Genomic DNA, 26866 nt, shown 5'->3' with positions numbered 1-26866 from the left:
TTGGGGGCATGCGATGCGGCCTTGGCTGCTGAGCATGGTCCTGGTGCTGCTGGCGGCATCGGCATTTTGGGACGCCTATCAAGGCGTGCTGCACCTTAAGCTTGTCAATACCGACGACTATATGCGTCTGGTCCAGGTGGAACGGTGGCGCGCGGGGCAAGACTGGTCCGATATGCGCGAACCACGGCTGAACCCGCCCGAAGGCGTGCGCGGACATTGGGGCCGCTTGCCGGATATTGCCATAGCGGGTGTCATGACGGTGGTCGAGCATCTGCCCGGACATCTCGACCCGTTGCGCGTCGCCATGACGGTTGTGCCTTTATTGATGCTGTTGATCCTGCTGGCGATGCTGGACCGTATGCGGCGGAACTTTCCGGGTACGCCCTCGTTGCTCTATGTGGCTTTGGCCCTGATCTCGATGCGCAGCACGATCTTCCAGTTCCAGCCCGGGCGGGTGGATCATCATTCATTCAGTTTGATCATGTTGGCCGTGGCCTTCGCGGCGTTGTTGCGTCTGGCGGCTCGTCCTCACGCTTGGGGTTGGGCCGTGGCGGGCGGGTTAGCGCTGGCCATGGGGTTGTGGGAGAGCCTGGAGGTCCTGCCCTGGGCGGCGGTGGCATTGGTCATTCTGGGCGGCTTGATGCTATGGCGCGGGCGCTTGATGGCCTCGGCGGGATTGATCTGGGCTTTGACTCTGTTCTTGGCAGCGTGCGCGATTTGGCGAACGCAGTTTGTGCCGATCTATGGTTGGACCGGCGGCTTGGACGTGCTGTGCCTGCCGGTGATCGCGGGATTATGGGCGGCCTTATTGGTCACGGCGCTTCTGGCTATCGGATCTCGATGGGGCTGGAGCTGGCGCGCGCGACTGGTCGTGACGAGCGGATTGGGCTGCGGATTGCTGGCGATGCTGGCGGCAGCGTTCCCGGCTTTCTTCCGCGACCCTTTTGCGGGATTAGACCCATTGCTGGCCAGATATTGGCTCAGCCGAATCAATGAGGTGACCTCGCCATGGGCGATGCTGATGCGGGGAGATGGGTTAATCCTCGCATTCGATCACATCACCTCCGCGACTGCGAATCTGGCCGTGCCTGTGGCGTTGATCATCTTGATCTGGCGGGGGGCAAAGGCTTGGAAACAACCTGGGCGACAAGCGCCCGATCTAGCGGCATTGGTTATTATGGGTGTGCCGCTGATCATCGGCATGATCTGTGCCATGGCCTATCAGTCGCGCTTTACGGCTTTTGCGCAATTCTTTGCCATTTTGCCTTTCGCGCTGGCTTTGCAGACTTTCGCTCGCTTAGGCGATCGTCTGGCCTTGTCATCAGGGCAACTCTTGGCCTTTAAGGTGGGGATGGTGGCCGCGCTTTCGCCCGTATTGGTGGTGATGCCTCCGCGCGCGCTGCTCTCGGCTATTTTGCCGCCGCCCAAGACGGTTGCGCCGGCATGTTCGGTGGACGCATTGGCGCTGGTGCTGAATGATCCGCGAGGCATGGGGGATCGTTCTCGGTTGATCCTGGCGAATATTGATCTGGGTCCTGAATTGCTGTTTCGCACGCGCCATAGCGTGTTGGCCGCCCCCTATCATCGCAATGTCGAGGGCAATAGAGACGCCCTGCTGGCGTTAATGGGCACGCCCGATCAAGACAATCGGGCGCGTCAGATCATGCGCCAGCGCGGTGTGGATATTGTGGCCTTGTGTGCGGGGGCGGTGACTATTCCGATGGGCCAGAACGACAATAGTTTGGAAAAACGCCTGACCTATACGAAACTGCCGACGCATTGGGCGCAGACGCCTTTGGCTTTGCAACAGGTGATGCAGCGTTCGGGGCTTGTGGCCCTTGACGTGCCCGAATGGCTGCAGCCCATGTCTCTGCCGCCAGAAAGCGGCATGGTTCTTTTCGAGGTCGTCAAAGATCGTCTATAAGCGACCATGCCCCAGACATTGATCTCATGGCCCCCTTTGGATTCCTGGACACAGGCGCAGACTCTGGCCGGTGCGCCCGAAGGACATGATGCCCGTTTGCTGGCCGATTTGGCGCGCTTGGCCGGGTCTGATGGCGTATTGCATATCGCCGCCGATGATTGGCGCGTGGATTCTTTGCGCGCATGTCTGGCTTTCTTTGCGCCGGATATCGAGGTTCTGGTGTTCCCGGCTTGGGACTGCCTGCCCTATGACCGCGCCTCCCCCCAACCCGATGTGATGGCCGCGCGTTTGGCCGCGCTCCATGATCTATCCGCCGGTTTCGACATGCCGCGCGTGGTGTTGACCACGCCGGCGGCCCTGCTGCAACGCTTGCCGCCGCCGCAGATGGTGGCGCGATCCTGTCTGCGTTTGACCCCTGGTGTTGCTTCGCGGACAGCGTTGCATGCGTTTTTGGCGGCCCATGGCTATCGGCGCGTGGCCACGGTGCGCGAGGCGGGGGAATATGCCGTTCGTGGCAGTCTGGTGGATGTTTTCCCGCCGCACCACGACAAGGCCGCGCGCGTGGATTTCTTTGACGACGTGGTCGAGTCCATCCGTCATTTCGATCCGGCCAGCCAGCGCAGTCTGGAAAGCCTGGATCATCTGGATTTGATGATGGCCTCGGAAGTGCCGCTGAACGAGGAGACCATCGCCAGCTTTCGCGCCAAATATCGCCTAGCCTTTGGCGTCGAAGCGACGCGCGATCCGATTTACGAGCATATTTGCGCCGGACGTCCTTATGCGGGGCATGAGCATTGGCTGCCTTTGTTTTTTGAGGCCACGGCATGGCTTCCGGATTATCTGCCTGCGGGCATGATGATCGTGCAAGACGAGCAGGCCGGCCAGGTGCTGGCCGGCCGAGAACAGCAGGTGAGCGATCTGTATGCCGCGCGGCGCGAGGCGGCGGCGGGATCGCGGATATTGACGGGGGATGCGCCCTATCGTCCGGTCGCTCCCGAGAGTTTCTTTATCTCCGGCCATGATTGGGACGCATTTTGTCGCGCAAGGCGGCATGTGACTCTTTCTGGTTTCGCGCCAGCCCCACAGGCCGAGCAAACTATGGATGGCGGCGGACGCCCGGGCCGCACCCTCGCATCCGAACGTGCGCAGCCCGAGGGACCTTATGCCGCCGTTATCGAGCTGTTGGCGGGATGGCAAGCCCAAGACCGCCGTGTTCTTTTGGCTTGCGCCAGCATCGGCACGCGCGACCGCCTATCCCATATGCTGCGAGAGCATGGCTTGCAAGCGCAGGTCAGCATTGATCGTCTGGCCGATTTGATACAGCAACCTCGCGCCGTGGTGGGGCTGGCGGTGCTGCCGGTGGATCATGGATTCATCAGTCCGGATTTGGCCGTTTTGACCGAGACGGATATTTTGGGCGACAAACAGGCCCGGCCCTCTTCGCGGCGTCGCGGCGCGCGTGTGATTATGGATGCGGCGGGGCTTACGACCGGTGATCTTGTGGTTCACCGCGAGCATGGCGTGGGGCGTTACGATGGGCTTGAGACGCTTGAGGTCGGCGGCGCAAAGCATGACTGCCTGAAGCTGGTCTATGACGGCGGCGACCGTCTGTTCGTGCCGGTTGAGAATTTAGATGTCCTAAGCCGCTATGGCGCGGGCGAGGCGGTGTTGGACAAGCTGGGCGGCGTGGCCTGGCAAACGCGCCAGGCGCGGGTGAAGAAACGCCTGCGCGACATGGCCCAAGCCCTGCTGAAAATCGCCGCCGAGCGCGAATTGAAGGAAGCCGAGCCTTTGGCGGTTGCCACCGAAATTTATCAAGAATTCGCCGCGCGTTTCCCTTATGCCGAAACCGAGGATCAAGAGCGCGCCATCAATGATGTCCTGGACGATCTGGCCAAGGGTCGGCCCATGGATCGCCTGATCTGCGGCGATGTGGGCTTTGGCAAGACCGAGGTGGCTTTGCGCGCGGCCTATGTGGCGGTCATGTCGGGGTGGCAGGTGGCCTTTGTCGTGCCCACGACCCTGCTGGCACGCCAGCACGAGCGCACCTTACGCGATCGCTTTCGCGGCGTGCCGGTGCGTATGGCGCAGCTCTCTCGCATGGTGACGGCCAAAGACGCCAAACAAGTGCGCGCCGAACTGGCCGAAGGCAAGATCGATATCATCGTCGGCACCCATGCTCTGCTGGGCAAAGAGGTTCAATTTAAGCGTCTGGGCCTTTTGATCATCGACGAAGAGCAGCATTTCGGCGTCAAGCAAAAGGAACGCATGAAGGAGCTTCGCGCCGGGGTGCATGTGCTGACCTTGTCCGCCACGCCTATTCCGCGCACCTTGCAATTGGCCATGTCGGGCGTGCGCAGTCTGAGTTTGATCGCCACCCCGCCGGTGGATCGTCTGGCGGTGCAAAGCTTTGCCTTGCCTTTCGATCCGGTTGTCCTGCGCGAGGCGTTGATGCGCGAACACGGGCGCGGCGGGCAGAGCTTTTTCGTCTGTCCACGTGTCGAGGACCTTGATAAGGCCCAGACGGCCTTGCAAAGCATGGTGCCCGAATTGCGCGTGACGGTGGCTCATGGCCGTTTGACGCCGACCGCTCTTGAAGACGTGATGACAGGGTTCGACGCCCGGCGCTTTGACGTGCTGTTGGCGACCGACATCATCGAATCCGGCCTAGATTTCACCAATGCCAACACCATCATCATCCACCGCGCGGATATGTTCGGCCTGGCGCAGTTATATCAGCTGCGCGGACGCGTGGGGCGTGGACGGCAACGCGGCTATGCCTATCTGACTTGGCCATCCACGCAGACATTGTCCGACAGCGCGCGCCAGCGCCTACAGATTATCGAGGCCTTGGACACGCTGGGCGCGGGCTTTCAGTTGGCCAGCCATGATTTGGATTTGCGCGGCGCGGGCAATTTGTTGGGCGAGGAGCAATCGGGCCATATCCGCGAAGTGGGGATCGAGCTGTATCAGAACATGTTGGAGGAGGCTGTCCAGGAAGCCCGCGCCCGCCAGCGCGCCGCGCCGGGGGATGCACCGGTGGAAGAGCCGGGGGCTTGGACGCCGCAAATCAATCTGGGACTGCCGGTTCTTATTCCGCAAGATTATGTGGCGGATTTGGATTTGCGCCTGGGGCTGTATCGACGCCTGGCCGATCTTCGTACGCAAGACGAGATCGAATCCGTGGCGGCGGAATGGATCGACCGCTTTGGTCCTTTGCCGAACGAGGTGGAAAACCTGATCGAGACGATCGCCGTGCGCGAATTATGCCGCCGCGCCCATGTCGCCCGCTTGGACCTGGGTGCTACCGGCGCGGTGATCGGCTTCCACAAAGACAGTTTTCCTGCTCCGGAACGTCTGGTCGCCTGGATCCAGGCCCAGGCGGGGCGGGTCCGTTTGCGTCCCGACCAACGCCTTAGCATCCTAGGATCATGGGAGAATCTTGATAAACGCGCCTATGCCGCGCGCGGCATCTTGAGCGAATTGGTGGCACTGCTTGGATAAAAATTCACAATTGGCTAATATATTTCTGGTCGCCTAGGCTGAACGAGCGGCGATACGGGGATGTCATGCTTTATTCCTGGTTTGAACAATTCGCGGATATGTCCTTCTCTGAGATCTTGATACAGATCTTGACGTGGGTGTTTCTTGGCGTCGTGGCGTTGACGGTGCTGCTGCTAATCGGCGGTGTCAGTCAAAGGCAAAGCAAGTTCAACAGCTCGGCTGCCCCCGTACGTCGTAGAGTGCATAAGACCAACGATGGTGCGGGGGCCAGTGGAACGGTGTCGCTTAGTCAGCCTGTGGCGTTCGGCGATCTCTCGGGCATGCCTGTAAAAGATATCAAGCATGCCACGCGCGCCGAGGCTACTCAGCCCAAAAGCACACCTGGCCAAGTCGCAAAAGTGGCGACAGGGGTGCATTCGCTGCATACACCTCCCATCGCTGGCGCCAACGGCGAAGGGAATCCTGCCATCGTTGGTGCCAACGGCGGCGGAGTGGAGCCGAAATATCAAGGGCGCAGCGGCGTGTCAGCCGTTGGTGGAGGACAGACCGAATCCACGCCGCCAGATGCAGGCGTAGCTCAACAGGCATCTTCGCCAAGCGATTTAACTAAGAAATCCGGTGGAACGGTCGGTCAGACGGAGGTGCCGCCACCCTCGGGCCTGGGCATCCCAGGCATTCCCGAGGGTCGTCCCGGGTTGTTTGAACAGGCAGCGCGCGATGCCCAAGCTATCAAGGATAGTGGGTCGCTCTATGGTTTGCGCGGCCAACAGGCCAAAGGTTTTTTTGACCAGCAGCGCATCCGTATGATGCGTTTTCGTGTAATCGATGAGTTGCTGAATATGCGCAGCAAGATCATGGGCGAGATCGAGATGAAGAGACAGCGCCAGATCGGCGAAATCGAAGAAATGCGTCGTAAATTTGTGTCGGAAAAAGCGGAAATTGAGCGGCGTTTGGAAAACGATATCTCCGATGCACGGCGGCGTATCGACCGTGGCGACAAGTCCTAGTAAACTTTTATTATCCGCCAGATGATGGCTGTTTCATCAACCAACAGCCGCTTCCATCAGGCGCAAAGTTGCACCGCTGGCTGTGGCTTCAAATCGCACAGGGACTCCTAACGGATAGGTGGCCAGCATCGAGCCGTGCCCACATGGCGCGTTCATGACAACGGGGATGCCGGGCGGCAGCACGTCATGCAGCATCTGTGCCAAGGAAATGCCATAGGGGCCGTTATCGGCCTTGTCATGCATATCCACCATCTCACCTAGGATAAAACCGGCTATGCCTTCGAACATCCCGGCCCGCTTCATATGGTGCAGTGAACGGTCCACCGCATAATATTCTTCGCACAGATCTTCCAAAAATAAGATTTTACCCTTGGGGTCGGGTTGGTCCGGCGTGCCCAGCAACGTGAGAAAGACCGAAAGATTGCCGCCCAATAAGCATCCTTGCGCCGTGCCCGAATTCAGAACATGGGTTTGGTCCATCGGGAAGTCTTGGACGTTCCCTGCCAACATATCCAGCAGATGTTGCGTTAATCGTGGATCGGCATGGGTCACCAGGCCCCAAAGCATGGTACCGTGATAGGTCACCAATCGGCTGCGTCTTTGCAGGATATGCAGCAGCGCCGTCATATCGCTAAAGCCGCAGAAGATTTTTGGATTCCTGGCGATGACTTCGTAATCCAGCAAATCTACGACGCGATAAGCTCCCGACCCGCCCCGCGCACATAAAATGGCGCGAATCTCGGGGTTGCAAAAGGCTTCCATGACGCCTTGGGCGCGGGTGGCATCATCGCCGGCAAAAATATTGTGCCGCGCATGCACTTGAGGCTGCACATGCACGCGATATCCAGCCTGTTCCAGCAAGGCCGTAGCGGCTTGGATCTTGCCCTCATCCAGCCAACAAGAGGGCGCGACAACACCGATGGTGTCGCCAGGACGCAAAGCGGCGGGGCGTTGTAAATCTTGAAGCATAGACATACGACCCTAGCGGTTGCGAATGGGGTGATCTGCCATCAAGAAACAAGTTCACCTTTGATTTGTCAACAAGCCAGCCATCTAAGCAATGCGCAAAAATAACAATTCCATTGTCGTGATAGAATATGGCAGATTGCGGCCATATCGGATCAGTATAATTCCTATCGTGTAAGGGCAACCATGTCTGGGAAAATGTGCCGCCATGCCACAAGCGAAGGGCCTTGCCAAGAAATGATGATTTGGTATATACAACTTCAAGTTTTTTTAAGAATTGGCGATACAACCTTATGAGGACGCGACAGACTTGCTAGGGGAAGACGCAATGGTTCATGATCAAGCACATGTCGAAGCGGCGCTAGGTCCGGTGATCAAGGGAGCGTCTGTGCGTTGTAGCACATTGGTCAGCCGCAATATCAGCCTGGCTTCCCGACGCACCAGCGTGAGGTTAGAGCCGGAGATGTGGGCTGCGTTGCAGGAAATATGTCGCCGGGAAAGGTCCGGTATTCACCGTATCTGCGCTTTAATTGATGAACATCGGCGGTCTGGCACGTCGCTGACGGCGGCGATTCGCGTGTTTGTGATGGCATATTTTCGCACAGCGGCAACCGAAGAGGGACATTTGCGCGCTGGTCATGGCGGCGGATTGCCTGAATTAACCTGGCTAACGCATGAAAACCGGCGCACGGCTTTGCAAGTGGGCCAGGCGCATCTGCGGCATGAGGCGAGCCGTTAAGATGCAGCGGTTTGCTCTATCGCTTTCTCGTTAAAATTTCGTAGGGCACTCAAAACACGCTGAACCGTCTCTTCGGGGGGCGTATGCCAGGTTTCAACGGTGATATCGGCATGCGCGTAGATTGGATACCGTTGCTCCATCAATCGCTCCAAGACCTTGACGGGATCGCCCTCGTTCAACAAAGGCCGTGTATGGCGGCGTGGGCCATGAGTGGTGCGCGAAACCAACACGTTCAGTTCCGCTTTTAGCCAGACCGAGCGCGCTTTGTCCTTGATTATCTTTCGCGAGTGAACATCTATGAATGCGCCCCCTCCGGTTGCAATGACCTGTAAGGGACCTTCCAGCAAGCGTTCGATCACGCGGCGTTCTCCACGGCGAAAATCCTCCTCGCCGTAGTGGTCGAATATCTGCTCCACTGAGCATCCGGCAGCTTCTTCAACTTCCATATCCGAATCGGAAAAGGGTAGCGCCAAGTGCGCAGCCAAACGCCGCCCGATGCTGCTTTTTCCACAGCCCATCAGACCGACAAGGACAATGCTGCGCTTAGGAAACCAGCTCAAGATAGGAATGCCCTCGTTCCGACTGTTCATTCGACCACGCTCTGGCTATAACATAGTCTTGAGCCAAGATGCATCCAGGGTCCTAATATGCTAAGACGAACGAGGCGACATCCGGAGAAAAGGGATTCAAACATGCTGCGTTATGTGTTGGGGGCGATTCTGGTGGTGGCCGTTCTGGGTGTGGGCTTGCTGTGGTACCGCACAGAGAATCACGCGCCCGTTTTGGCCAAGATCGAGCGGAGCTTGTCCAATGACCGTCTGTCGTCGGCCATTGTCGAGTAATCGGCGGTCTTCCAAATTATGGCTCCAGTCGGCGTTGGCCGTTGGATGGGGTCTTTCATGCCAGATGATGACAGGGCTTGCCCTGGCAGCCACCCAAGCCCCCGCTGTTCCCCCTTCAGTGGTTGTGGCCGAGCCTCCTTTTGCGGTCGAAACCGCATCACCTTCCCCCTCCACGGTGGATGTATTTCCCGAAGCGTTGCCTAAGACAAATTCAGTTTCCATCGGACAGGATAATCTGTCTTCATTACCGCCGCCTTTGCCGCCCGCCGCGGCACAGTTGCGCGCGTCCACGCCCAGTTTGCGCGGCGCGGATGTTCCCGAGAGCCGGGAGATCGCGGTCGAGACCTTGGCCCCGCCTTTGGCCGAAGCGGCCGGGTTGCTAGATCCTTCCGCAGGGGGACTCTCAAGCACCTTGTGGCGTGATACCTCGCGGCATTTCGTGGAAACCAGTTTGAACGAATTGGCGACACTGGATGCCCCCCCGTCCCCTTTCTGGCGGGCATTGGCGCATCGATTGGCCGCCAGTACCGGCGCACCGCCTGAGGGTGATGCGAACGAGCGCGTATCGCGCAGTCTGATCTCGTTGCGCGCGCAGTGGCTGCTTGGCACCGGCGCGCCGGATATGGCCAAGGCGCTGGCCGAACGCCTGCCGCGCGGGACTGCCGACACGCAAGGCGACGAGCCTTTGTGGCGCGTCTGGGCCACGGCCTCGATCCTGGAAGGTCAAGCGGCCACTGCGTGTGACCGCTTGCCTGATTTTCTTGAGCGTTTCCAGCAAGCCTTCTGGGGGAAATTGTCGGTGCTGTGCCATTTGCGCGTGGGCAAATTGCGCGAAGCGCAATTGGGCGCGACTCTGCTGGCCGATTCCAGCACTCCGGACTTGGCGTTTATCGATCTGGCCCATGCCCTGACATTGCCAGACAAAGCTTTGCCGCGCGCGGTGACCGATGCCAGTGGAAAGACGCCGCTTGACGCCCTGCATGTGGCGCTTTTGCGTCTGCTTGACCTGCCCTTGCCGCACAGCGCGTGGCAGAGTGTCGGCCTGGAGAGTTTAGGCTTTGCATTGCCCATGCGCGCCGCCGATGGCGCGTCGCGCGTATTGGCGGCCGAACGTATGGCCTTGCATATGGGGCTTGATGCGCGTGAACTGATGAATGTGTACCGCGATTATGTGGTCAAGCCGGATGTGTTGAGCAAAGCCTTGGCCGGCAAGGCGCAGGACGCCATGGCGCGCGCGGCCTTGTATCAAGCTGCAGGAGCAGCCAAAGATGCCGACACCAAGGGTAAGGTGACATCGGCGTTCCTTACCTCTCTCTCACCTGCCGAGGCTCAAAGCGCCATTGGCGAGGTAGCCGAGACATTGTTAGAGGGCCAGGCTCCCTCGGACGATGAGGAATCGTCTTTAAACTCCCATGCTGCGCGGGTGTTGCTGATTCGTGGCCGGATGGCTGCGTCGCGGCCTTGGTATGAAGCTCTCGCTCGGGAAGGGGCGACCTCCACCAAGGCGCGACAACAGGCTTACGCCCTTTGGCCTCTAGCCTTTTTGGCGGGTTTCGTGCGCCAGGACGACATGGCGACTTGGGCAGAAGGCGTCACGCGCGAATCCGGCGGCGGACGCGCGGTGCCTTTGGCTGATATTTTGACCGTGTTCGAGGCGCTGGGCTTTGGCGTGTCTGACGATATGTGGCTTGATGCCCAAGCTGCGCGGAATGATGACGATCTCGAATCCTCGCTCTCGCCTTCGATTTCCACGTCACTAGGGATGTTGGCTCGCGCCGCTCCCGCAGGAAGACAGGGACAGACTGTGCTGTTGGTTCTTAGTCTATTGCGCGAGGGGCCCGGCAAGACGCCCATCTTCATAACGGCGCGGGCCATCATGGCGCTGCGGGCCGTGGGTCTTTCGGGCGCGGCGGCCGATCTGGCCCGCGAGGCCCTGGCCGAACGCATCGGCGGGCCGATGGCCTTGGATGCCCCGAGGGACAAACAGCATCCCGCGACCCGTTAAGAATCAAAAAAATCTCAAAATGCTTCGCACAGATAACGAGTGATCTTGTGGCGCGAGCCCCTCTCTTAATTCCGCCCAGCCTCTGTCCAGCTCACGGGGTCCGCCCCAATCCGTAACTGGTGCGTCTGACCGGCACGGTGGATGCCGAGCACCACTTCTTGCGCGCCCTCATTCAAGGCGGCGGAGAGGTCTTGGTGTGAACGCACATGTCGGCCGTTCGCCGAGACGATCACATCCCCTGGAAGGCTGCCGCCGCGCTCGGCACGCGATTGAGGATCGACCTTCACGACGATAACGCCAGGTACCCCCTCCTGTACACGCCCCACAAAACCCAAAGGGGCAGCCATACTGGTCGACGCCGCCGGAGATGACATGGAGGATCTCGCATGGACGGGATCGGATTGGGCCAACAATATGCCATGTGATGGCTCTATGGCCGCATTGTCTATCGACGATGCTGTTTGCCTCGCGTTCGATAGAATGCGCGCCGCCGCCAGGCGCAACTTTTCAACCGGCAAGGCAAAGCCCACGCCTGTATTCGTGCCCCCTGCGGGTGATATGATGGTGGCGTTCATGCCGATCAACTGGCCGCACATATTCAATAAAGGTCCGCCCGAATTGCCGGGATTGAGACTGGCATCCGTCTGCACTGTCCCCATAATCGAACGACCAGGGCCGGTCGAGATGGTCCGGTTCAATCCACTAATGATCCCTCGCGACAGGCTCACTCCCACGCCAAATGGATTCCCTAGCGCCAGAACCGGTTGTCCCACCTTGCTGGCCGTGGCTGTGGTGGCCGGAAGTGCCGCGCTAACCACCGATGCAGGAAGGCGCAACAAAGCCACGTCGCTCTCCCGATCAACACCGATCAGTGTGGGGGTCACGGTCTGGCCTCCGGCCAGACGCACCACCATACCCTCACCCACAACGTGGCCGCTGGTCATCAATGTGCCCTGATTATCCCAGAAGAACGCCGCACCAAAAACTTGATTGCTACCCTGACGCCCTTCAACGGCGACTACCGCGTGCGAGACTTTATCAAACACCGCGCTAGCCACGCCTTCTGATGCCTCGCAGGCATGCGCTGTACGAAGGGGCATCACCGCCAAGATCAGCGCCAACCCCACCATCAGTCCTATCAACACACCCATGCGGCGTATCTGGTACTCCCGGGTCACAAAAGCCTGGACATGCGCATCTTGACGCTGATGACACCGCGCTCTTTCCATCTCCATCCGCCGCCGCCGACTGCTGCGCCGAATCTGGGCACGCATTATCATTCCCTGATCAATCTTATTTTGGTTCATTTTGCTACTCCCTCTGCCTGGATCATATTTCGTTAAGATTATATTAATTTATACGAAACGTTCTTGCTATAGCAACTCTTGAATTGAATGCGACCCATCACATTGGGTTAACCATAAATATGGCCTCACCCCCTATTCGGGGATGCCATGGATTATCGCTGGATGTGTCTTGTTCCAAGATGAGAGGGAGCGAGTGTATGTCAGACGCTCTGGCTTATTCGTCCAGGTATCGCAGATATGAATACGGCGTTTGGAGATCTTTGTCGGTAAAAGTCATATTGACAGCCACAGCGGCGGATAAAAAAGGGGCTGTTGAGATAATATGCCTCGAGAATACTAAACCCGCCGATCGACAATCGATCCGCGCGGCGCGCGCCGTCCATGAGCGTGGTTGGTTGCGCTGTCCCTGACAGGGGATTCCACCGCTTGCCGCGTCATAGGAGAGGCCGCGACTTGCGTTGATGCGCGCATCACAGGAGCCGCGTGCGCCGCAGGCTGCGTCTGGACGGCAGGTGGTTGAGATGGGGTGGGAGAAATTTGCATATCGCTTGTCCGCGGCTTGGAGGAACATCTCTTACCCTCGATTCTCAACCTGGAATATGAAGAAATCCTGAAATAATGCCGCTCGGCACCAAACAAACCCATTACCGCAATCCATGAATTTATATCATTTATTTCAATACGTTGGACATAACCGGTGGCGCGTTATTCGGCTCGGCTTTAAAAAGTCCAAGCTTCATTTTCTTGCGCCGTCTCTTAAGCGTAGCGTAAAACAAAGCTTAATGACGTTCTTGGACCCAAGGGAAAAGACCATGCCGCATCGTTATTATCCCGAGAAAATCGAATCCAAATGGCAGGATATCTGGGATGCGCGCCAATGCTTTAAAACCGGCACAGATACCTCCAAGCCAAAATATTATGTGTTGGATATGTTCCCCTACCCGTCCGGGGCTGGGCTACATATCGGCCATCCCGAAGGCTATACGGCCACAGACATTGTGGCGCGCTATAAGCGCATGAACGGATTCAACGTGCTGCATCCGATGGGCTGGGACGCCTTTGGCCTTCCTGCCGAGCGGGCCGCCGTGCGCGAAGGACGGCATCCGGCCGATATCACCCGCGCCAATATCGATAATTTCCGCCGCCAGATGAAACGCCTGGGCTTTTCCTATGACTGGACGCGCGAGGTTTCGACGACCGACCCGTCTTACTATAAATGGACCCAGTGGATTTTTCTGAAATTGCACGAGATGGGCTTGGCCTATATGGCCGAGGTGCCGGTGAACTGGTGTCCGGCCCAAGGCACCGTGCTGGCGAATGAGGAAGTCCAAGACGGGCGCTATATCGAAACCGGCGATGTGGTGGAACGGCGTCAGATGCGTCAATGGATGCTTAGGATCACCGCCTATGCCGACCGCTTGGTGGACGATCTGGAAGGGCTGGACTGGCCGCCCAGCGTGATGGAGATGCAGCGGCAATGGATTGGCCGTTCGGAAGGCGCGCGAGTCCGCTTTGCGCTGCGCGATCACAAGCTTCACTTCGATGTCTTCACCACCCGCCCCGACACGCTGTTCGGAGCCACGTTTTGCGTCCTGGCCCCCGAGCATCCTTTGGTGGCGCAGATCACCACGCCCGATCAAAAGGAAGCGGTGGAGGATTACGTCGCCTGGACGCGCAACGTCTCGGACCGCGACCGCGAGATCAACACGGCCAAGGAAAAGACCGGCGTTTTCACCGGCGCTTATGCGCTGAATCCTGCATCGGCCGAACCCGTCCCCATCTGGATCGCGGATTATGTGAAGATGGATTACGGCAGCGGCGCGATTATGGCCGTGCCCGGTCATGACGAACGCGACTATGAATTCGCCCGTAACTACGGCATTCGGATTCGTGAAGTCGTCAGCGGCGGCGAGATCGCCGACGAAGCCTATATCGGCGACGGCAGGTTGGTGAATTCCGATTTTCTGGACGGCATGGACACCGCCACCGCCAAGCGCTGCATGATCGATTGGCTGGCAAAGCGCGGCCTGGGCGAGGGTCAAATCACCTATAAACTGCGCGACTGGCTGTTTTCGCGCCAGCGTTATTGGGGCGAGCCGTTCCCGCTGTTGCATCATCCCGATGGCCGCATCCTGCCCTTACCGGCGGATAGCCTGCCCTTGACGCTCCCCATGATCGACGAATACCGCCCCACCGATGATGGCCGCCCGCCCTTGGCACGGGCGCAAGATTGGGTCGAAGTCTCCCTGGATAACCAGACCTTGCAGCGCGAGACCAACACCATGCCGCAATGGGCGGGATCGTGCTGGTATTATCTGCGCTTCATGGACCCGCATAACGCCGCGCAAGCCTTTAGCCCCGAGGCCGAGAAATATTGGGGACCGGTGGATCTGTATATCGGCGGCGTCGAACATGCGGTTCTGCATCTGCTCTATGCCCGATTCTGGCACAAGGTTTTGTTCGATTGCGGCCTGGTCTCGACCAAGGAGCCGTTCCAAAAACTGTTCAACCAAGGATTTATCCTGGGCACCAGTCACCGCGATGCAAACGGCAAATATTATCTGCCCCAAGACGTCGAAACGCGCGATGCGCAAAACTTCGTCAAAGGCACGGATACGCCGGTCGTCAGCAAGATCGAAAAAATGTCCAAGTCCAAATACAACGTCGTCAATCCGGATGACGTGGTGGCCGAATACGGGGCCGACGCCTTACGCCTTTATGAAATGTTCATGGGACCGCTGGAGGCCAGCAAACCATGGCAGACCAACGGCATCGAAGGCGTCTATGGATTCCTGGAACGCGCCTGGGCGATGATCCTGGACACTGAAACCGGCCAGATGCGCGCCACCGTCCAAGACCTGCCCGCCGACAGCGCCGATCCGGCGTTATTGCGCGAGATTCACGCCACGGTGGACAAGGTGACGCGCGATATCGAAGCCCTACGCTTTAACACCGCCATCGCGCGCATGATGGAATGCGTAAATCTGGCGCGCCGCCAAGCCGTGCTTCCCAAGTCCCTGGCCGAGATGTTCGTGTTGGTCCTGGCCCCCTTCGCCCCGCATATGTGCGAGGAAATCTGGCAACGCCTGGGCCATAGCGAAAGCCTGACCCATGCCCCCTGGCCCCAGGCCGAGGAGCGCTGGCTGGTCAGCGACACGGTGACCGTGATTGTCAATGTAAACGGCAAACGCCGCGCCGAACTGCATGTCACCAAGGGCCTTGACGAATCCCACATCGCCGCCCTAGCCAAAGCCCAAGCCCCCGTGCAACGCCAGCTGGAAGGCAAGGAGATTAAGAAGACCATCTTTCTGGTCGATAGGCTGATCAATTTTATCGTCTCGACATAAGCCCGGGATGTGTCCGGGATTGGTTGACGCGGCCGCCGCGAGTCTGGCGCATGTAGAGCCCTATTGCTCAGAAATATCCCTAGTAAAACGGCCTTTCAGCCAAAGGGCGATGCCGTTGATGGGTAGGCAGATGGCCAGAAAGAACATGCCCAGAGCGGTATAAATCTCGACCGGCTTGTAGATGCTGGCGTTGATGCGCTGCGCCACGCGGAAAATCTCTTCCACAGAAATCAGCGAGGCGAACAGAGTGGTGTGCAGCATGGCCACTTGCAGCATCATCAATCCGGGCAGAATCTCACGCAGTAGCAAAGGCAGCTCGATGCGGAAGGCGATCTGCGAAGGCGTCAGGCCGCAGACTCGGGCAGAGATGCGGTATTGGCGCGGGAAATCGTTGATCGCGCCGCGCACCAGGTCGCTGACGGCAAACACATTGACGATGGTGAATGTCAGCGTGGCGGTGATGAAGGGATCGACCACCACATCCAACATGGCCTGCAACGGATAATGCAGCCAAAACAGGAATACCAGGATCGGCACGCCCGATAGCAGGAACGAGAACGCGCGTGACGGCAGGCCGATGGCCATGCGGTGCTGCGCGCCCAGCCAGCCCAGCGCCGCCCCGCCCAATATGCCCACGCCCCAGATGATCGCGGCCATCTGCAACGTCACGACCAGGCCGTTCAAGAACCCCTGGCGATACGTCCACAAAATATCAAGGACGGTTGAGAACATCATCTCTAGCGAGGGCTGACCGAACGCCAAGCGGGCGTTTGGATAAAGTATAGCTCAGGCCCCGTGGCCGCATGCGCCAGAGTCTTTTCCACAAAACCCACGGCGATCATGGTCTCGATGGTGGTGTTCAGCAGGCTTTTCAAAGCCGACTCACCCACAGGCACGACCAGGCCGAACGGCTCCATACGCACGGGCGCCCCTGGCACTCGCTGCAACTTACCGGGGTTTTTGGCGATAAACAGATCCGCCACCATCGGCTCGGTCATGGCGACATCGGCTTTGCCGGTGGCCACTTGCAACAATACCTGCGAGTAGTCCGTCATATTGGTCAAGGATACGCCCGTGGCATTGGAGAAATCCTCTTTCTGCACGGTTTGCGCCATCTCGCCTTCCAAGAAGGCCACCTTGACCTCGGGGTGATTGACCTTGGAATAGTCGCGGTCAAAGCGGCGGTCATCGGCGCGGCTGTACATGTAATAGGGCAACGCGGCAAACGGCATGGTGAACTCGGCCACCCGCGCGCGTCCGGGCGTAGGCGTAAAGGGCGAGCATAACGCGTCGTAACGCCCCGACTTTAAGCCGTCGAAGGCGTTGGCAAATCCCACCTCTTCCGTCCATTCGATCTTAAGCCCGGTCTGGCGGCCTACTTCCTGAACAAGGGTGTGATAGACACCCGAGAACGCGCCTGTGTTCGGATCCCTCTCTAACAACACAGGCAGCAAGGCATAGCCGCAGCGCAACGTGCCGGTGCGGATCACGCGATCATGGGCGCTTTCCTTGGCCTTGGCCGCCACAGGTTGGGCCTGGCCGGATAAACCCAAATTCACCGCGCTAAAGGCGATGGCCGTCGATACGATGGCCGAGATCAACACGCTTGCGAACATCGGACGCATGGCTGGGTTCTCCTGTGACGCACGAATTTCCGGCGAATCGCCGCAGACATCCTAGGCAGATTCAACCCGCAACGCCAGCCATGCCCTAACTGACCTGTTCCACAATCGACAGGAACTGCCGCAGGCGCGGACTTTGCGGCTCCAACAGAATAGACGGCGGACCGGATTCTTGAATGCGTCCGCCATCCAAGAACAGGATGTGGTCTGAAGCGTGTGTGGCGAAATGCAGCAGATGGGTAATCAACAACACGCCGATGCCACGCTCGCGCAATGTGGGCAGATAGGTCAGGATTTTATGAACCTGCTCGACATCCAAGGCCGAGGTCACCTCATCCATCAGGATATAGCGGGGTTTGAGCAGAATAGCCCGCGCCAAGGCCACGCGCTGACGCTGGCCCAATGATGCCTGATTGGGAAAGCGGTCCAGATAGGCCGCCATATCCAGCGAGCGGCCCAGATTTTCCAACTCGACAACCAGGGCGTCCTGGTCCTCCCACACATTACGCGCGGGCAGCAGGATGTTTTCACGCAAGGTCAAATGCGGCCACAGGAATAGCTGTTGAAACACCACGGTCACATAGGGCCAAGGCGGCGCTAAGGGCGCGTCTTTTGGAAAGGGAAAGGAAAGGGATGTTTCGTCCCAGCCCACCACACCCGAATCGGGTGGATCGATCAGCGATAGGGCGCGAAGCAGGGTCGTCTTACCCGATCCGCTGGGGCCGATCAGAGTGGTGATTTGGCCGGGCGCGATTTCAACATCCACCTCGTCCAGGATGCGACGACCTTCATAGCTTCGAACCAGTTTGTGTCCGGTCAACATGATCGGCGACCTTTTCGGCGGGGAGTTAGTCCAGAATCTCGGAAAGCCTCGACAGCACGTCTTCCAACACGACGCCATCGGCGCGCGCGGCGAAGCTTAATGCCATGCGGTGCTGCAGCACAGGCCGCAACAGAGCCTGCACATCATCCAGCGACGGCGAATAACGTCCTTGCAGCAAGGCCAAGGCGCGGCACGCCAGGCTTAGGGCCTGAGCCGCGCGCGGCCCCGGTCCCCAACTGACATGGCGGCGAATATCCTCGATCTCGGTCAAGGAAGGACGGGCCTGACGCACCACGTCTAAAATGCCTTCCAGCACGTCTTCGCCAATGGGCAGGGCGCGCACCAGACGCTGCGCCGCCAGCAATTCATCGGCAGAGAACACATTGGCCACCGCGTCCACCTGAACGCTGGTGGTTGCCAGCAACATGCGCCGCTCGGCATCGCGGTCAGGGTAATCCACGTCGATCTGCATCAAGAAGCGGTCCAACTGCGCCTCGGGCAAGGGATAGGTGCCTTCTTGTTCAATCGGGTTTTGCGTCGCCAACACATGGAACGGCGCGGGCAAGGGATAGGTTTGTCCCGCCACGCTAACCTCATGTTCCTGCATAGCCTGCAACAGGGCGGACTGCGTGCGCGGGCTGGCGCGGTTAATCTCGTCCGCCATCAGTAATTGGCAAAAGATGGGGCCATGCACAAAGCGAAAGGCGCGGCGGCCATGTTCGCCCTCGTCCAGAATCTCGGACCCCAGAATATCGGCGGGCATCAGATCGGGCGTGCATTGCAAACGCCGCGCGCTCAGATCGAACACGGTGGCCAAAGTCTCGACCAGCCGAGTCTTGGCCAAGCCCGGCAACCCGACCAATAATCCGTGCCCGCCGCATAGCAGTGTCACCAGGACCTGCTCGATCACCCGTTCTTGACCGAAAATGACCTCGGCAATTCGTTCGCGCGCCTGAACCAGCCGCGCCGCGACCCGCTCGGCTTCAATCTCCCATCTCTTTCCTTCATCCGCCGTCATAACCCGCCCCTCCAGGAATGCCCCTTATGATGTGGCATACAAGACTATTGAAGGCATGTGAAGCTGGATGCATCCATCAGGAATGAATTGACCCCAGACTCATTCTTCCCTTAGTCTGGCTTCTATGGCGCTTCGTGATCGCATCTTGGCTGATCAGAAAATGGCTGTGCCCCAATTGGGGCAGGGCGCTGCGTCTTTGCGCGTTTTGACCATGACCTTTGGTTTCCAGCCACCATCCCTTTAGGGATGGATATGCGCGACTCCCCATAAAATTGGTGTTTTTGTTCAAACTTCCCTGACATAGGGGGATTCCCATGAGAATGAGTCAATTCTTTCTACCGACGATGAAGGACCATCCTTCGGAAGCGGTGGCCGTTTCCCATCAACTGATGCTGCGCGCTGGGATGATCAATCAGCATGCAGCTGGCCTATTTACCTGGCTTCCCTTGGGTAACCGTGTTCTACGCAAGATCGAGGCGTTGGTCCGTGCCGGAATGGATGAGGCGGGTGCCCAGGAAATCACCATGCCGATCCTGCAGCCGACCGAGCCTTGGAAACAAAGCGGAAGATGGGAAGCCTATGGCCAGGAAATGCTACGCATGAAAGACCGGCAAGGCCGCGATCTGATCTTCAGCCCGACCAATGAAGAGATAGTGACCGATGTCTTTCGCGCGCATGCTCAATCATGGCGCGATATGCCTTGCTTGCTCTATCAGATTCAATGGAAATTCCGCGACGAACTGCGCCCTCGCTTTGGCGTATTGCGCGCGCGCGAATTCCTGATGAAGGACGCCTATTCCTTTGATCTGGACGCGGTGTCTGCTGAGCAGACCTATATGAAGATGATGATGGCCTATATGCGTATCTTTGCCAGGCTCGGTATTCGCGCCATTCCGATGCGAGCGGATAGCGGCCAGATTGGCGGCGATTGCTGCCATGAGATGATCGTGTTGGCTGAAACCGGTGAAAGCGGCGTGTTTTGCGACAAAGCATGGCAAGAATTCGACACATGCGCGTCGATGCCGCATGACACCGGGAATACGGACGCCCTCAAGAGCTGGTTTCAGAATGTGACGCAGCTTTATGCCGCCACCGAGGACAAGCATGATCCGCGCACATGTCCGGTGCCCGATACCCAGCTTTTGGCTACGCGCGGGATCGAAGTGGGACATATTTTTTCCTTTGGCACCAAATACACGGTGCCGATGGGCCTAAAACTGGCCTCTCGGGAAGGCGATCCCATCGCGCCGCATGGCGGGGCTTATGGCATCGGTGTCTCGCGCCTGGTGGGAGCGGTGATCGAGGCGAATCATGACGCGGCGGGCATCGTCTGGCCGCACCAGATTGCCCCTTTTTCCGTCGGCATCATCCAGTTGCGGCCCGGCCATGCCGATTCGAACTCAGTGGCCAATGCTCTATCTCAAAGCCTGACCCAGGCCGGTGCCGAACCGCTTTGGGACGACCGCGAGGACAGTCCGGGCAGCAAATTCGCCACCATGGACCTCATCGGTCTGCCTTGGAGCATCACCATCGGCCATCACGGCCTCAAGAGCGGCACCGTGGACCTCAAACACCGCGCCACGGGCCGGAAGGAAAGCGTGTCCGCCGAATCCGCCATCAACACGGTGCTGAATGACGACATCTTCGCGCGGTAACAGATTCGGCGCTCTCCGCGCCGAAATCGTCCAATCTGGAAAAGCCAAAAAAAACGGGTTCAAACCTGTCTCGCTTCTGCTTGGCTGTGGACACCCCACGAAAGTAAATTCGCACTTCATTCCTATATCGTTTCTATGCATAATTAGTTTGGGGATGGTCGGGCATAATTATGTCAAGGCTAAATTCGATCAAGGAGGATAAAATGAGCAAGCCAGTCACAATGACAGATATGCACGCTCTAGAAAGATCGGAGATGTGGAGGGTGGCAGCGAAAGGTTTGAGGGCCACAGTAGCGAAATCTCAGAATAATCCAAGAAAAGCAAAAAGGGCAAAACCTGCCGATGCAGATACGCTTCCCTTTGATGCTCCCGGTTTCATTGTATTCCTCAATGACACCACTCATAAGAATTTGCCGCGATGGAACATGAGCGTCATGGAATGCGCGCTCGAACTGCATAGGAGTTCCATTCTAGATATGAATGATCCAAATAACTACGGAGAGGCACTACATTATTACAACACAAGAAAAGAATTGGACCGGAAGCCGTATCCGAATGGTGCAGGAAGCTCCTTGGGGAACAGGAGCCATGTGGCGGAAATGAGATACCACGGGATATTACCGACACACGGACTGTAGCACAGATAGACATCGGCAAGTTCTGTCTCAATCTAGGAGCAACCTCTTTTCAGCAGCGCGCAAAAGCACCCCTCAGGGCGGCCTCATGAGATTTTTTGTGTAACGAGTATAAGCCAATCATCCCGCCGCTTATGGCGATAATCGTCCCAAGCGGCGGGGATACTTTGGCTTAATGCTGGATGAAATTGCCGTGGCTGGATTTGCTGATCTTTCCGATCGTCTCCATCTGCTTGGCAGCGGCGGCTTTGTCGCCGGACTTCAGCACAGTCACCAGCTTGGCGGTGGATTCTTGGAACTCCTTGATCTCGGCCTGCCAAGCTTTTTTATCGGTCCATATCTTCGAAGAAGCCTTACTCTCCATCGCGGCTTGGCCTTTGGCCGTGCCTGCGGGGAAGGCCTGATCCCAGGGCATGTGGCTTAGCGCCGCCAGATGCTCGGCATGCGGCAGTAGATCGGCGGCGGTGGCCTTGTCGTCCTTAAAGCCTTTGCCCAGCGCGCCCATGGCCTTACCCATCTCCTTCATGACGCCTTGGCGATAGGCCACGGGGTCTTTGATCGTCTCGGCGGCCCCATGAGGGGCGGACGGAGCATGAACCTGTGGCGCTACGGGAGGAACCGGGGTTGTTGGCGCATGGACGGAGGGTGTCAAACCGTTTGCCCCGGCAGGGGCGGTCGTCACGACCAATAGGCCCAAGGCCAAGGCGGGGGCCAGGATCAAAGCTCGGTTGCGCATAGGATGTTTCCTTAGAGAGGGGGTGAACACAAAAGAACCTCGCGCAGAGTTTCCGTCCACCCGAGGCTATACGTCAAGATCGCGTGCAAAAGTGGCATTTTCTTGGATAAACTTGAATCGCAACGCCGGTTTGCGTCCCATCAGGCTTTCCACCAGATCCTCGGTGCGGACGCGCTCGTCATTGGGCGGGGAGTTGCCGTCATTCTCGGCCAACATCACGCGCACCAGGCTGCGCCGCGCCGGGTCCATGGTGGTTTCGCGCAACTGCGCGGGCAACATTTCGCCAAGGCCTTTGAACCGGCCAATCTCGACCTTGCCGCGACCGGCAAAGACGGTGCGCAGCAATTCTTCCTTATGCGCATCGTCACGCGCATAGGCCGATTTGTTGCCTTGGGTCAGGCGATACAAGGGCGGCTGAGCCAAATACAAATGCCCCGTTTCGATCAGCCCCAACATTTCACGATAGAAAAACGTCATCAACAGCGCGGCGATATGCGCGCCATCGACATCGGCATCGGTCATGATGACGATGCGGTCATAGCGCAAACCGGCCAGAGAGAAGCTCTTTCCGCTGCCGCAACCCAAAGCCAAAGTCAGATCGGCCAGTTCCTGGTTGCCGCGCAATTTATCGGTCGATGCGCTGGCCACGTTCAATATCTTGCCGCGCAAAGGCAGCACGGCTTGGGTTTCGCGCGAACGCGCCTGCTTGGCCGAGCCGCCCGCCGAGTCGCCCTCGACCAAAAAGATTTCCGTTCCCACGGCGTCTTGGCGCGTGCAATCGGTCAGCTTGCCCGGCAAACGCAATTTGCGCGTGGCGGATTTGCGCAGCGTATCGCGCGATTCCTGGGCGCGGCGCAAGCGTTCCTCGGCCCGCGCCGACAGTGTCTCAAGCAGGGCCGCCGTGCCGACGCGATCCTCGACCAACCAATGCTCGAAATGGTCCTTCACGACCGCTTCGACCAGGCGCGCTCCTTCGGGCGAGGTCAGCTTTTCCTTGGTCTGGCCCTGAAATTGTGGGTCGCGCAAGAACACCGAGACCAACACCACCGCGTCACCAAAGACTTCCTCGCCCGTGATGGCCGCCGCCTTGCGATTGCCGGTCATCTCCGCATGGGCGCGCAGGCCGCGCAACAAGGCGCTGCGGAATCCGGCCTCATGCGTGCCGCCTTGAGGAGTCTCGATGGTATTGCAAAAAGAGGCGCACGAGCCGCCGCCCTCTTCGGGCCAGGCCACCGCCCATTCCACCCGCCCGGCCTCGGCCGGAAACTCGGCCTCGCCCGCAAAAGGCGCGGCGGACAAAGTGGGACGTGCGCCCAGAATTTCGGACAATTCGTCGCGCAAACCGCCGGGGAAATGCAGCAAAGCTTGTGCCGGGACCTGCGGATTATCCGCCACCAATTCTGGGTCGCAAGACCAAGCGATGGTAACGCGCCGCGACAAATAGGCCTTGGCCCGCGCCAAACGGTACAAGGTGGCGGGCTTGAACCGCGCCTCCTCGCCAAAAATCTGCGGATCGGGACGAAAGGATATACAGGTGCCGCGCTGACGCGGTTGGGCCGGGCCGATCTTTTTGATCTTGCCTTGGGGAATGCCCCGCGCATAGGTCTGGTGCCACAACACCCCCTCGCGCGCGATTTCGACTTCCATATGCTCGGACAGGGCGTTCACCACCGACACGCCCACACCGTGCAAGCCGCCCGACGTGCGATAGAGCCTTCCGCTGAATTTGCCGCCCGAATGCAGCATGGTCATGATGACTTCCAGCGCCGAGCGGCCAGGAAATTTGGGGTGGTCGTCCACCGGAATGCCGCGCCCGTTATCGCGGATGGCCAGCGTGCCATCGGCAGATAGATGCATGGTGATGCGGTCGGCATGGCCGGCCACGGCCTCGTCCATGCTGTTATCCAGCACTTCGGTGGGCAGATGGTGCAAGGCGCGTTCGTCCGTGCCGCCGATATACATGCCGGGACGGCGGCGCACGGGTTCGAGGCCTTCGAGGACCTCGATATCCTGGGCGTCATATCCCGAAGCCTGAGTTTCGGAAAACAACGTCGCTTGCTGGGGGGAATTCTTTTTGCTCATGGAGGCAGGATATAAGCGCAAAATCGCGCCCACGCGAAGGAGAAAATCATGCCAGGGGAATTGGGCAGCTTTCAACGAGGCTTAGCGCCTCGGCCGGACGGATGCGCCCGTCATGGAGGGCGCTGCCGCACACCACACCCTCGATCCCGGCCTGCTCATGGGCCTTCAGAGCCGCAAGCTCGGTCAGGCTGGACACGCCGCCCATCACAACCATCGGCGTGCTGAGGGAAAACGCCAGGTCGATGGTGGTCTCGATATTCACGCAGCCCAGCGCGCCTTCGTCGGTGGTGTCGGTGAACAAAAGAGCCGCCAGGCCGCAATCCTCGTAGCGCAAAGCCAGATCCAGCGCGCGGCGCGGCGGCGTATATCCGTTACCTGAGAGGACATAACCATCTCGCGCCTCGATATGGATGGCCAAACGTCCCGGATATCTTCGGCACAGCTCAGCCACCATGCGCGCATCGGGGAACCGCATGCTGGATAAGACCAAACGCGCCACTCCATGCGTCAACCATTCCTCGATCTCGATCACCGTGCTGGGATTGGCCACCAACTGCACCGGCACATTCGAAGCCGCCAGGATGGCTAAAATGGCTTCGCGGTTAACCTCACGCCTGTCTCGGTCGGCATCCAGGTCGCGCAAATGTAGCCAGGAAAATCCTTGGCGCATGATGCGCTTGGCCTGATGCACCGGGTTCTCGTTGATAATCAAGGGCGCGCCGGACACACGGTGATGCCTGCGGCGCACGCAGCAGCCTTTGTAAATGTCCAGGGCTGGGAAAAGCAGCATGCCAACCCCCTAGTCGATATGAAGAATCATCCTTGGATGCTAACACGTCCGTGAAGCGAGCCGAAAACATGTCTCTTATCAGGTTGAGAATGATGCACCACAGCCACAGGAGGTTTTGGCTTTCGGATTTTCAATTCTGAATGATTCTTCCATAAGATCAGATACATAATCGATCTTAGCCCCTTCCAGATACCCCAAGGAGACCTCATCGATCACCACGCGCGCGCCGTTTTGGCTGATGACCACATCGCCCTGTTGGACCTGATCGTCAAAGGTCAGGTCATAGCGGAAGCCCGAGCATCCGCCGCCTGCCACGGCGACGCGCAGCATCAATTGAGGGTTGCCCTCGATCTGCGCAAGACGGGCGATGCGTGCGGCGGCGCGTTCAGTTAGGATGACCTCAAGCTCTGACATAAGGATATGATAGCATCCTGGCGCGTAGCTTCAAGCCACATGCCGTCATGGATCGCCGCCGCGCCATGCCTCACCATCCCCGCATCGACCCCCTTCAGCGCCAGCGCATCCAAGAACGCGCCCTTCGACAAGGGCCGAAATGGAACCAGGCGCGCGCATGGCTACCGATCATTGATGATCATCTTCTTGAAGCCGCCGCCGATTTGCCTTGCCCACATGCGACGGATGCCTTGGTGCTGGACGATGGGACGAACAGCCTATCCGCAAGGCTCCATGGTCGCGCTGAACATGTTGTCTCGGCCCGTTTGGGCGGCGATATCCCATTTCGTCCCCAAGGCTATGACTTGATTATAAGCTTGCCTTTTCTGCACAGTCAGGATGAACCGGTGGCCGCCTTGAGTCTCTTGCGCGCCATGTTGCGTCCTGGCGGCTTCGCCTTGGTCGCGGCCTATGCGCAAGGCAGCTTGGAGAATTTCCGCGCCTGTTTCCAAGAGGCCGAATTGGCCTTGACGGGCGGCCTCAGCCCTCGCTTTCATCCCCTGCCCTCTGCCGCCGGGTTGGCTCAGTGGGGACAGGAAGCGGGGTTTCCCAGCGTCGTCGCCACGCAAGAGCGCCTGTCCTGGCCCTGCCACCATGTGACAGACCTGGCCCACAGCCTACGCGCCATCGGTGCCACCAATTGCCTGGCCGATAGGCCACGACAACCCGCCCCGCGCCGTTTGTTCGATAGAGCGCAAAGCCTATATGCACAAGGCGACTACCCTCCCCACATATCCATCAATCTGACCGTTCTGGTGTTGGGAACGGGGATATAGACTCAATTCGCTTCATTTCCACATCAGCTTGTATGGGAATGATATGTCTGGACCATAAATTCCATCGGCCAGGGAGGGAGTGACTCCGGTCAAGCAAAAAGAAATCAGCGACACCACAAACGACAAAACCGGACCTTCACGAAGAAGGCCCGGCTTGTTCGAAAAACGACTTGTCCTTCCAGAGGCGTCAGCCTTTGGCGGCGGCCTTGGACTTGCTGGACGCTTCCAGGCTGTGGCCCGTGGTGCGTTCGGAGATACGGGCCGATTTGCCACGCAGACCGCGCAGATAATACAGCTTGGCGCGGCGCACTTCGCCGCGACGCACCAGAGTGATCGACTCAAGACGCGGGCTGAACAGCGGGAACACGCGCTCCACGCCCTCGCCATAGCTGATCTTGCGCACGGTGAAGGACGAATGCACGCCGGCGTCACGACGCCCGATGCACACGCCTTCGAAGGCCTGCAAGCGTTCGCGCGTGCCTTCGATGACCTTCACATTCACCCGCAGCGTATCGCCGGGCGAGAAGACGGGGATGGATTTACCCTGCGCCAACTTGGCCTGGGCTTCCTGTTCGAGCATTTCAATGATGTTCTGCATGACCCTTACCCTTTCGAGACCTTCCATTCTTGAACCC

Annotated in this window: 22 protein-coding genes; 10 read left to right on the top strand and 12 right to left on the bottom strand. The window is 58.7% G+C overall.

Translation table 11 applies throughout. The features are described 5' to 3' along the window. Positions 1-13: 13 nt before the first annotated feature. From IPI58_09155 to IPI58_09145, 3 genes are all read left to right on the top strand, one after another. A complete protein-coding gene (locus IPI58_09155) occupies positions 14-1924 on the top strand; it encodes a hypothetical protein (GenBank protein ID QQR68980.1) in 1911 nt (636 codons plus the stop codon). Positions 1925-1930: 6 nt separating this feature from the next. Continuing rightward, complete coding sequence (gene mfd / locus IPI58_09150; protein QQR68979.1) at positions 1931-5428, top strand: transcription-repair coupling factor; 3498 nt, start codon at positions 1931-1933, stop codon at positions 5426-5428. A 65-nt stretch (positions 5429-5493) separates the two neighbouring features. Next, complete coding sequence (locus IPI58_09145; GenBank protein QQR68978.1) at positions 5494-6435, top strand: hypothetical protein; 942 nt, start codon at positions 5494-5496, stop codon at positions 6433-6435. 36 nt (positions 6436-6471) lie between these two features. On the opposite strand, the gene IPI58_09140 is transcribed toward IPI58_09145, so the two are convergent. Beyond that, positions 6472-7404 (bottom strand): LD-carboxypeptidase, encoded by a 933-nt coding sequence (locus IPI58_09140; GenBank protein QQR68977.1) that lies wholly within the window; start codon positions 7402-7404, stop codon positions 6472-6474. A 325-nt stretch (positions 7405-7729) separates the two neighbouring features. Here IPI58_09140 and IPI58_09135 point away from each other — a divergent pair, with 325 nt between their 5' ends. Beyond that, entirely contained in the window at positions 7730-8140 is a 411-nt protein-coding gene (locus IPI58_09135; GenBank protein QQR68976.1) for a ribbon-helix-helix domain-containing protein, read from the top strand. Here IPI58_09135 and IPI58_09130 read toward each other — a convergent pair. Next, positions 8137-8730 carry a shikimate kinase gene (locus IPI58_09130; GenBank protein QQR68975.1) on the bottom strand — a complete coding sequence of 198 codons (594 nt, stop codon included), beginning with the start codon at positions 8728-8730 and terminating at the stop codon, positions 8137-8139. The two genes, IPI58_09135 and IPI58_09130, sit on opposite strands and share 4 nt — an antisense overlap. A gap of 102 nt (positions 8731-8832) precedes the next feature. Between IPI58_09130 and IPI58_09125 the strand changes: the two genes are divergently transcribed. Both IPI58_09125 and IPI58_09120 read left to right on the top strand, forming a co-directional pair. Beyond that, entirely contained in the window at positions 8833-8982 is a 150-nt protein-coding gene (locus IPI58_09125) for a hypothetical protein (GenBank protein QQR68974.1), read from the top strand. Between the two features lie 64 nt (positions 8983-9046). Continuing rightward, on the top strand, positions 9047-10987 hold the full coding sequence (locus IPI58_09120) for a hypothetical protein (protein QQR68973.1): 1941 nt from the start codon (positions 9047-9049) through the stop codon (positions 10985-10987). A 65-nt stretch (positions 10988-11052) separates the two neighbouring features. Here the strand turns inward: IPI58_09120 and IPI58_09115 are convergent, their stop codons facing one another. After that, the gene (locus IPI58_09115; protein QQR68972.1) at positions 11053-12294 is read right to left on the bottom strand and encodes a trypsin-like peptidase domain-containing protein; all 1242 of its coding nucleotides are present in this window, start codon (positions 12292-12294) and stop codon (positions 11053-11055) included. Between the two features lie 812 nt (positions 12295-13106). Between IPI58_09115 and IPI58_09110 the strand changes: the two genes are divergently transcribed. Beyond that, complete coding sequence (locus tag IPI58_09110; protein QQR68971.1) at positions 13107-15641, top strand: leucine--tRNA ligase; 2535 nt, start codon at positions 13107-13109, stop codon at positions 15639-15641. 60 nt (positions 15642-15701) lie between these two features. On the opposite strand, the gene IPI58_09105 is transcribed toward IPI58_09110, so the two are convergent. The 4 genes from IPI58_09105 to IPI58_09090 all read right to left on the bottom strand — a co-directional run bounded on the left by IPI58_09105 (position 15702) and on the right by IPI58_09090 (position 19104). Next, positions 15702-16376, bottom strand: coding sequence for an ABC transporter permease subunit (locus IPI58_09105; GenBank protein QQR68970.1), 675 nt, complete (start codon positions 16374-16376; stop codon positions 15702-15704). A gap of 2 nt (positions 16377-16378) precedes the next feature. After that, on the bottom strand, positions 16379-17266 hold the full coding sequence (locus IPI58_09100) for a transporter substrate-binding domain-containing protein (GenBank protein ID QQR68969.1): 888 nt from the start codon (positions 17264-17266) through the stop codon (positions 16379-16381). A gap of 85 nt (positions 17267-17351) precedes the next feature. Continuing rightward, on the bottom strand, positions 17352-18086 hold the full coding sequence (locus IPI58_09095; GenBank protein ID QQR68968.1) for an amino acid ABC transporter ATP-binding protein: 735 nt from the start codon (positions 18084-18086) through the stop codon (positions 17352-17354). A 25-nt stretch (positions 18087-18111) separates the two neighbouring features. After that, positions 18112-19104: a MoxR family ATPase gene (locus IPI58_09090; GenBank protein ID QQR68967.1), complete on the bottom strand. Its 993-nt coding sequence runs from the start codon at positions 19102-19104 to the stop codon at positions 18112-18114. 314 nt (positions 19105-19418) lie between these two features. Between IPI58_09090 and IPI58_09085 the strand changes: the two genes are divergently transcribed. Beyond that, entirely contained in the window at positions 19419-20759 is a 1341-nt protein-coding gene (locus IPI58_09085; protein QQR68966.1) for a proline--tRNA ligase, read from the top strand. Positions 20760-20962: 203 nt separating this feature from the next. Further along, positions 20963-21397 carry a hypothetical protein gene (locus tag IPI58_09080; protein QQR68965.1) on the top strand — a complete coding sequence of 145 codons (435 nt, stop codon included), beginning with the start codon at positions 20963-20965 and terminating at the stop codon, positions 21395-21397. A 169-nt stretch (positions 21398-21566) separates the two neighbouring features. Here IPI58_09080 and IPI58_09075 read toward each other — a convergent pair whose 3' ends face one another. The 4 genes from IPI58_09075 to erpA form a co-directional block, all read right to left on the bottom strand. After that, the gene (locus IPI58_09075) at positions 21567-22130 is read right to left on the bottom strand and encodes a cytochrome c (GenBank protein ID QQR68964.1); all 564 of its coding nucleotides are present in this window, start codon (positions 22128-22130) and stop codon (positions 21567-21569) included. A 66-nt stretch (positions 22131-22196) separates the two neighbouring features. Then, on the bottom strand, positions 22197-24212 hold the full coding sequence (gene parE, locus IPI58_09070) for a DNA topoisomerase IV subunit B (protein QQR68963.1): 2016 nt from the start codon (positions 24210-24212) through the stop codon (positions 22197-22199). Between the two features lie 46 nt (positions 24213-24258). Then, the gene (locus IPI58_09065; protein ID QQR68962.1) at positions 24259-25002 is read right to left on the bottom strand and encodes a 1-(5-phosphoribosyl)-5-((5-phosphoribosylamino)methylideneamino)imidazole-4-carboxamide isomerase; all 744 of its coding nucleotides are present in this window, start codon (positions 25000-25002) and stop codon (positions 24259-24261) included. Between the two features lie 78 nt (positions 25003-25080). Further along, positions 25081-25416: an iron-sulfur cluster insertion protein ErpA gene (gene erpA, locus IPI58_09060; GenBank protein QQR68961.1), complete on the bottom strand. Its 336-nt coding sequence runs from the start codon at positions 25414-25416 to the stop codon at positions 25081-25083. A gap of 65 nt (positions 25417-25481) precedes the next feature. On the opposite strand from erpA, the gene IPI58_09055 reads away from it, so the two are divergent. Then, positions 25482-26231: a hypothetical protein gene (locus tag IPI58_09055; protein ID QQR68960.1), complete on the top strand. Its 750-nt coding sequence runs from the start codon at positions 25482-25484 to the stop codon at positions 26229-26231. Between the two features lie 187 nt (positions 26232-26418). On the opposite strand, the gene rplS is transcribed toward IPI58_09055, so the two are convergent. Continuing rightward, a complete protein-coding gene (gene rplS / locus IPI58_09050; GenBank protein QQR68959.1) occupies positions 26419-26829 on the bottom strand; it encodes a 50S ribosomal protein L19 in 411 nt (136 codons plus the stop codon). Positions 26830-26866 lie beyond the last annotated feature (37 nt).

This window comes from Alphaproteobacteria bacterium, assembly GCA_016699305.1.
In the GTDB taxonomy this organism is placed as follows: Bacteria; Pseudomonadota; Alphaproteobacteria.
This window is presented reverse-complemented; position numbering and strand designations above follow the sequence as displayed.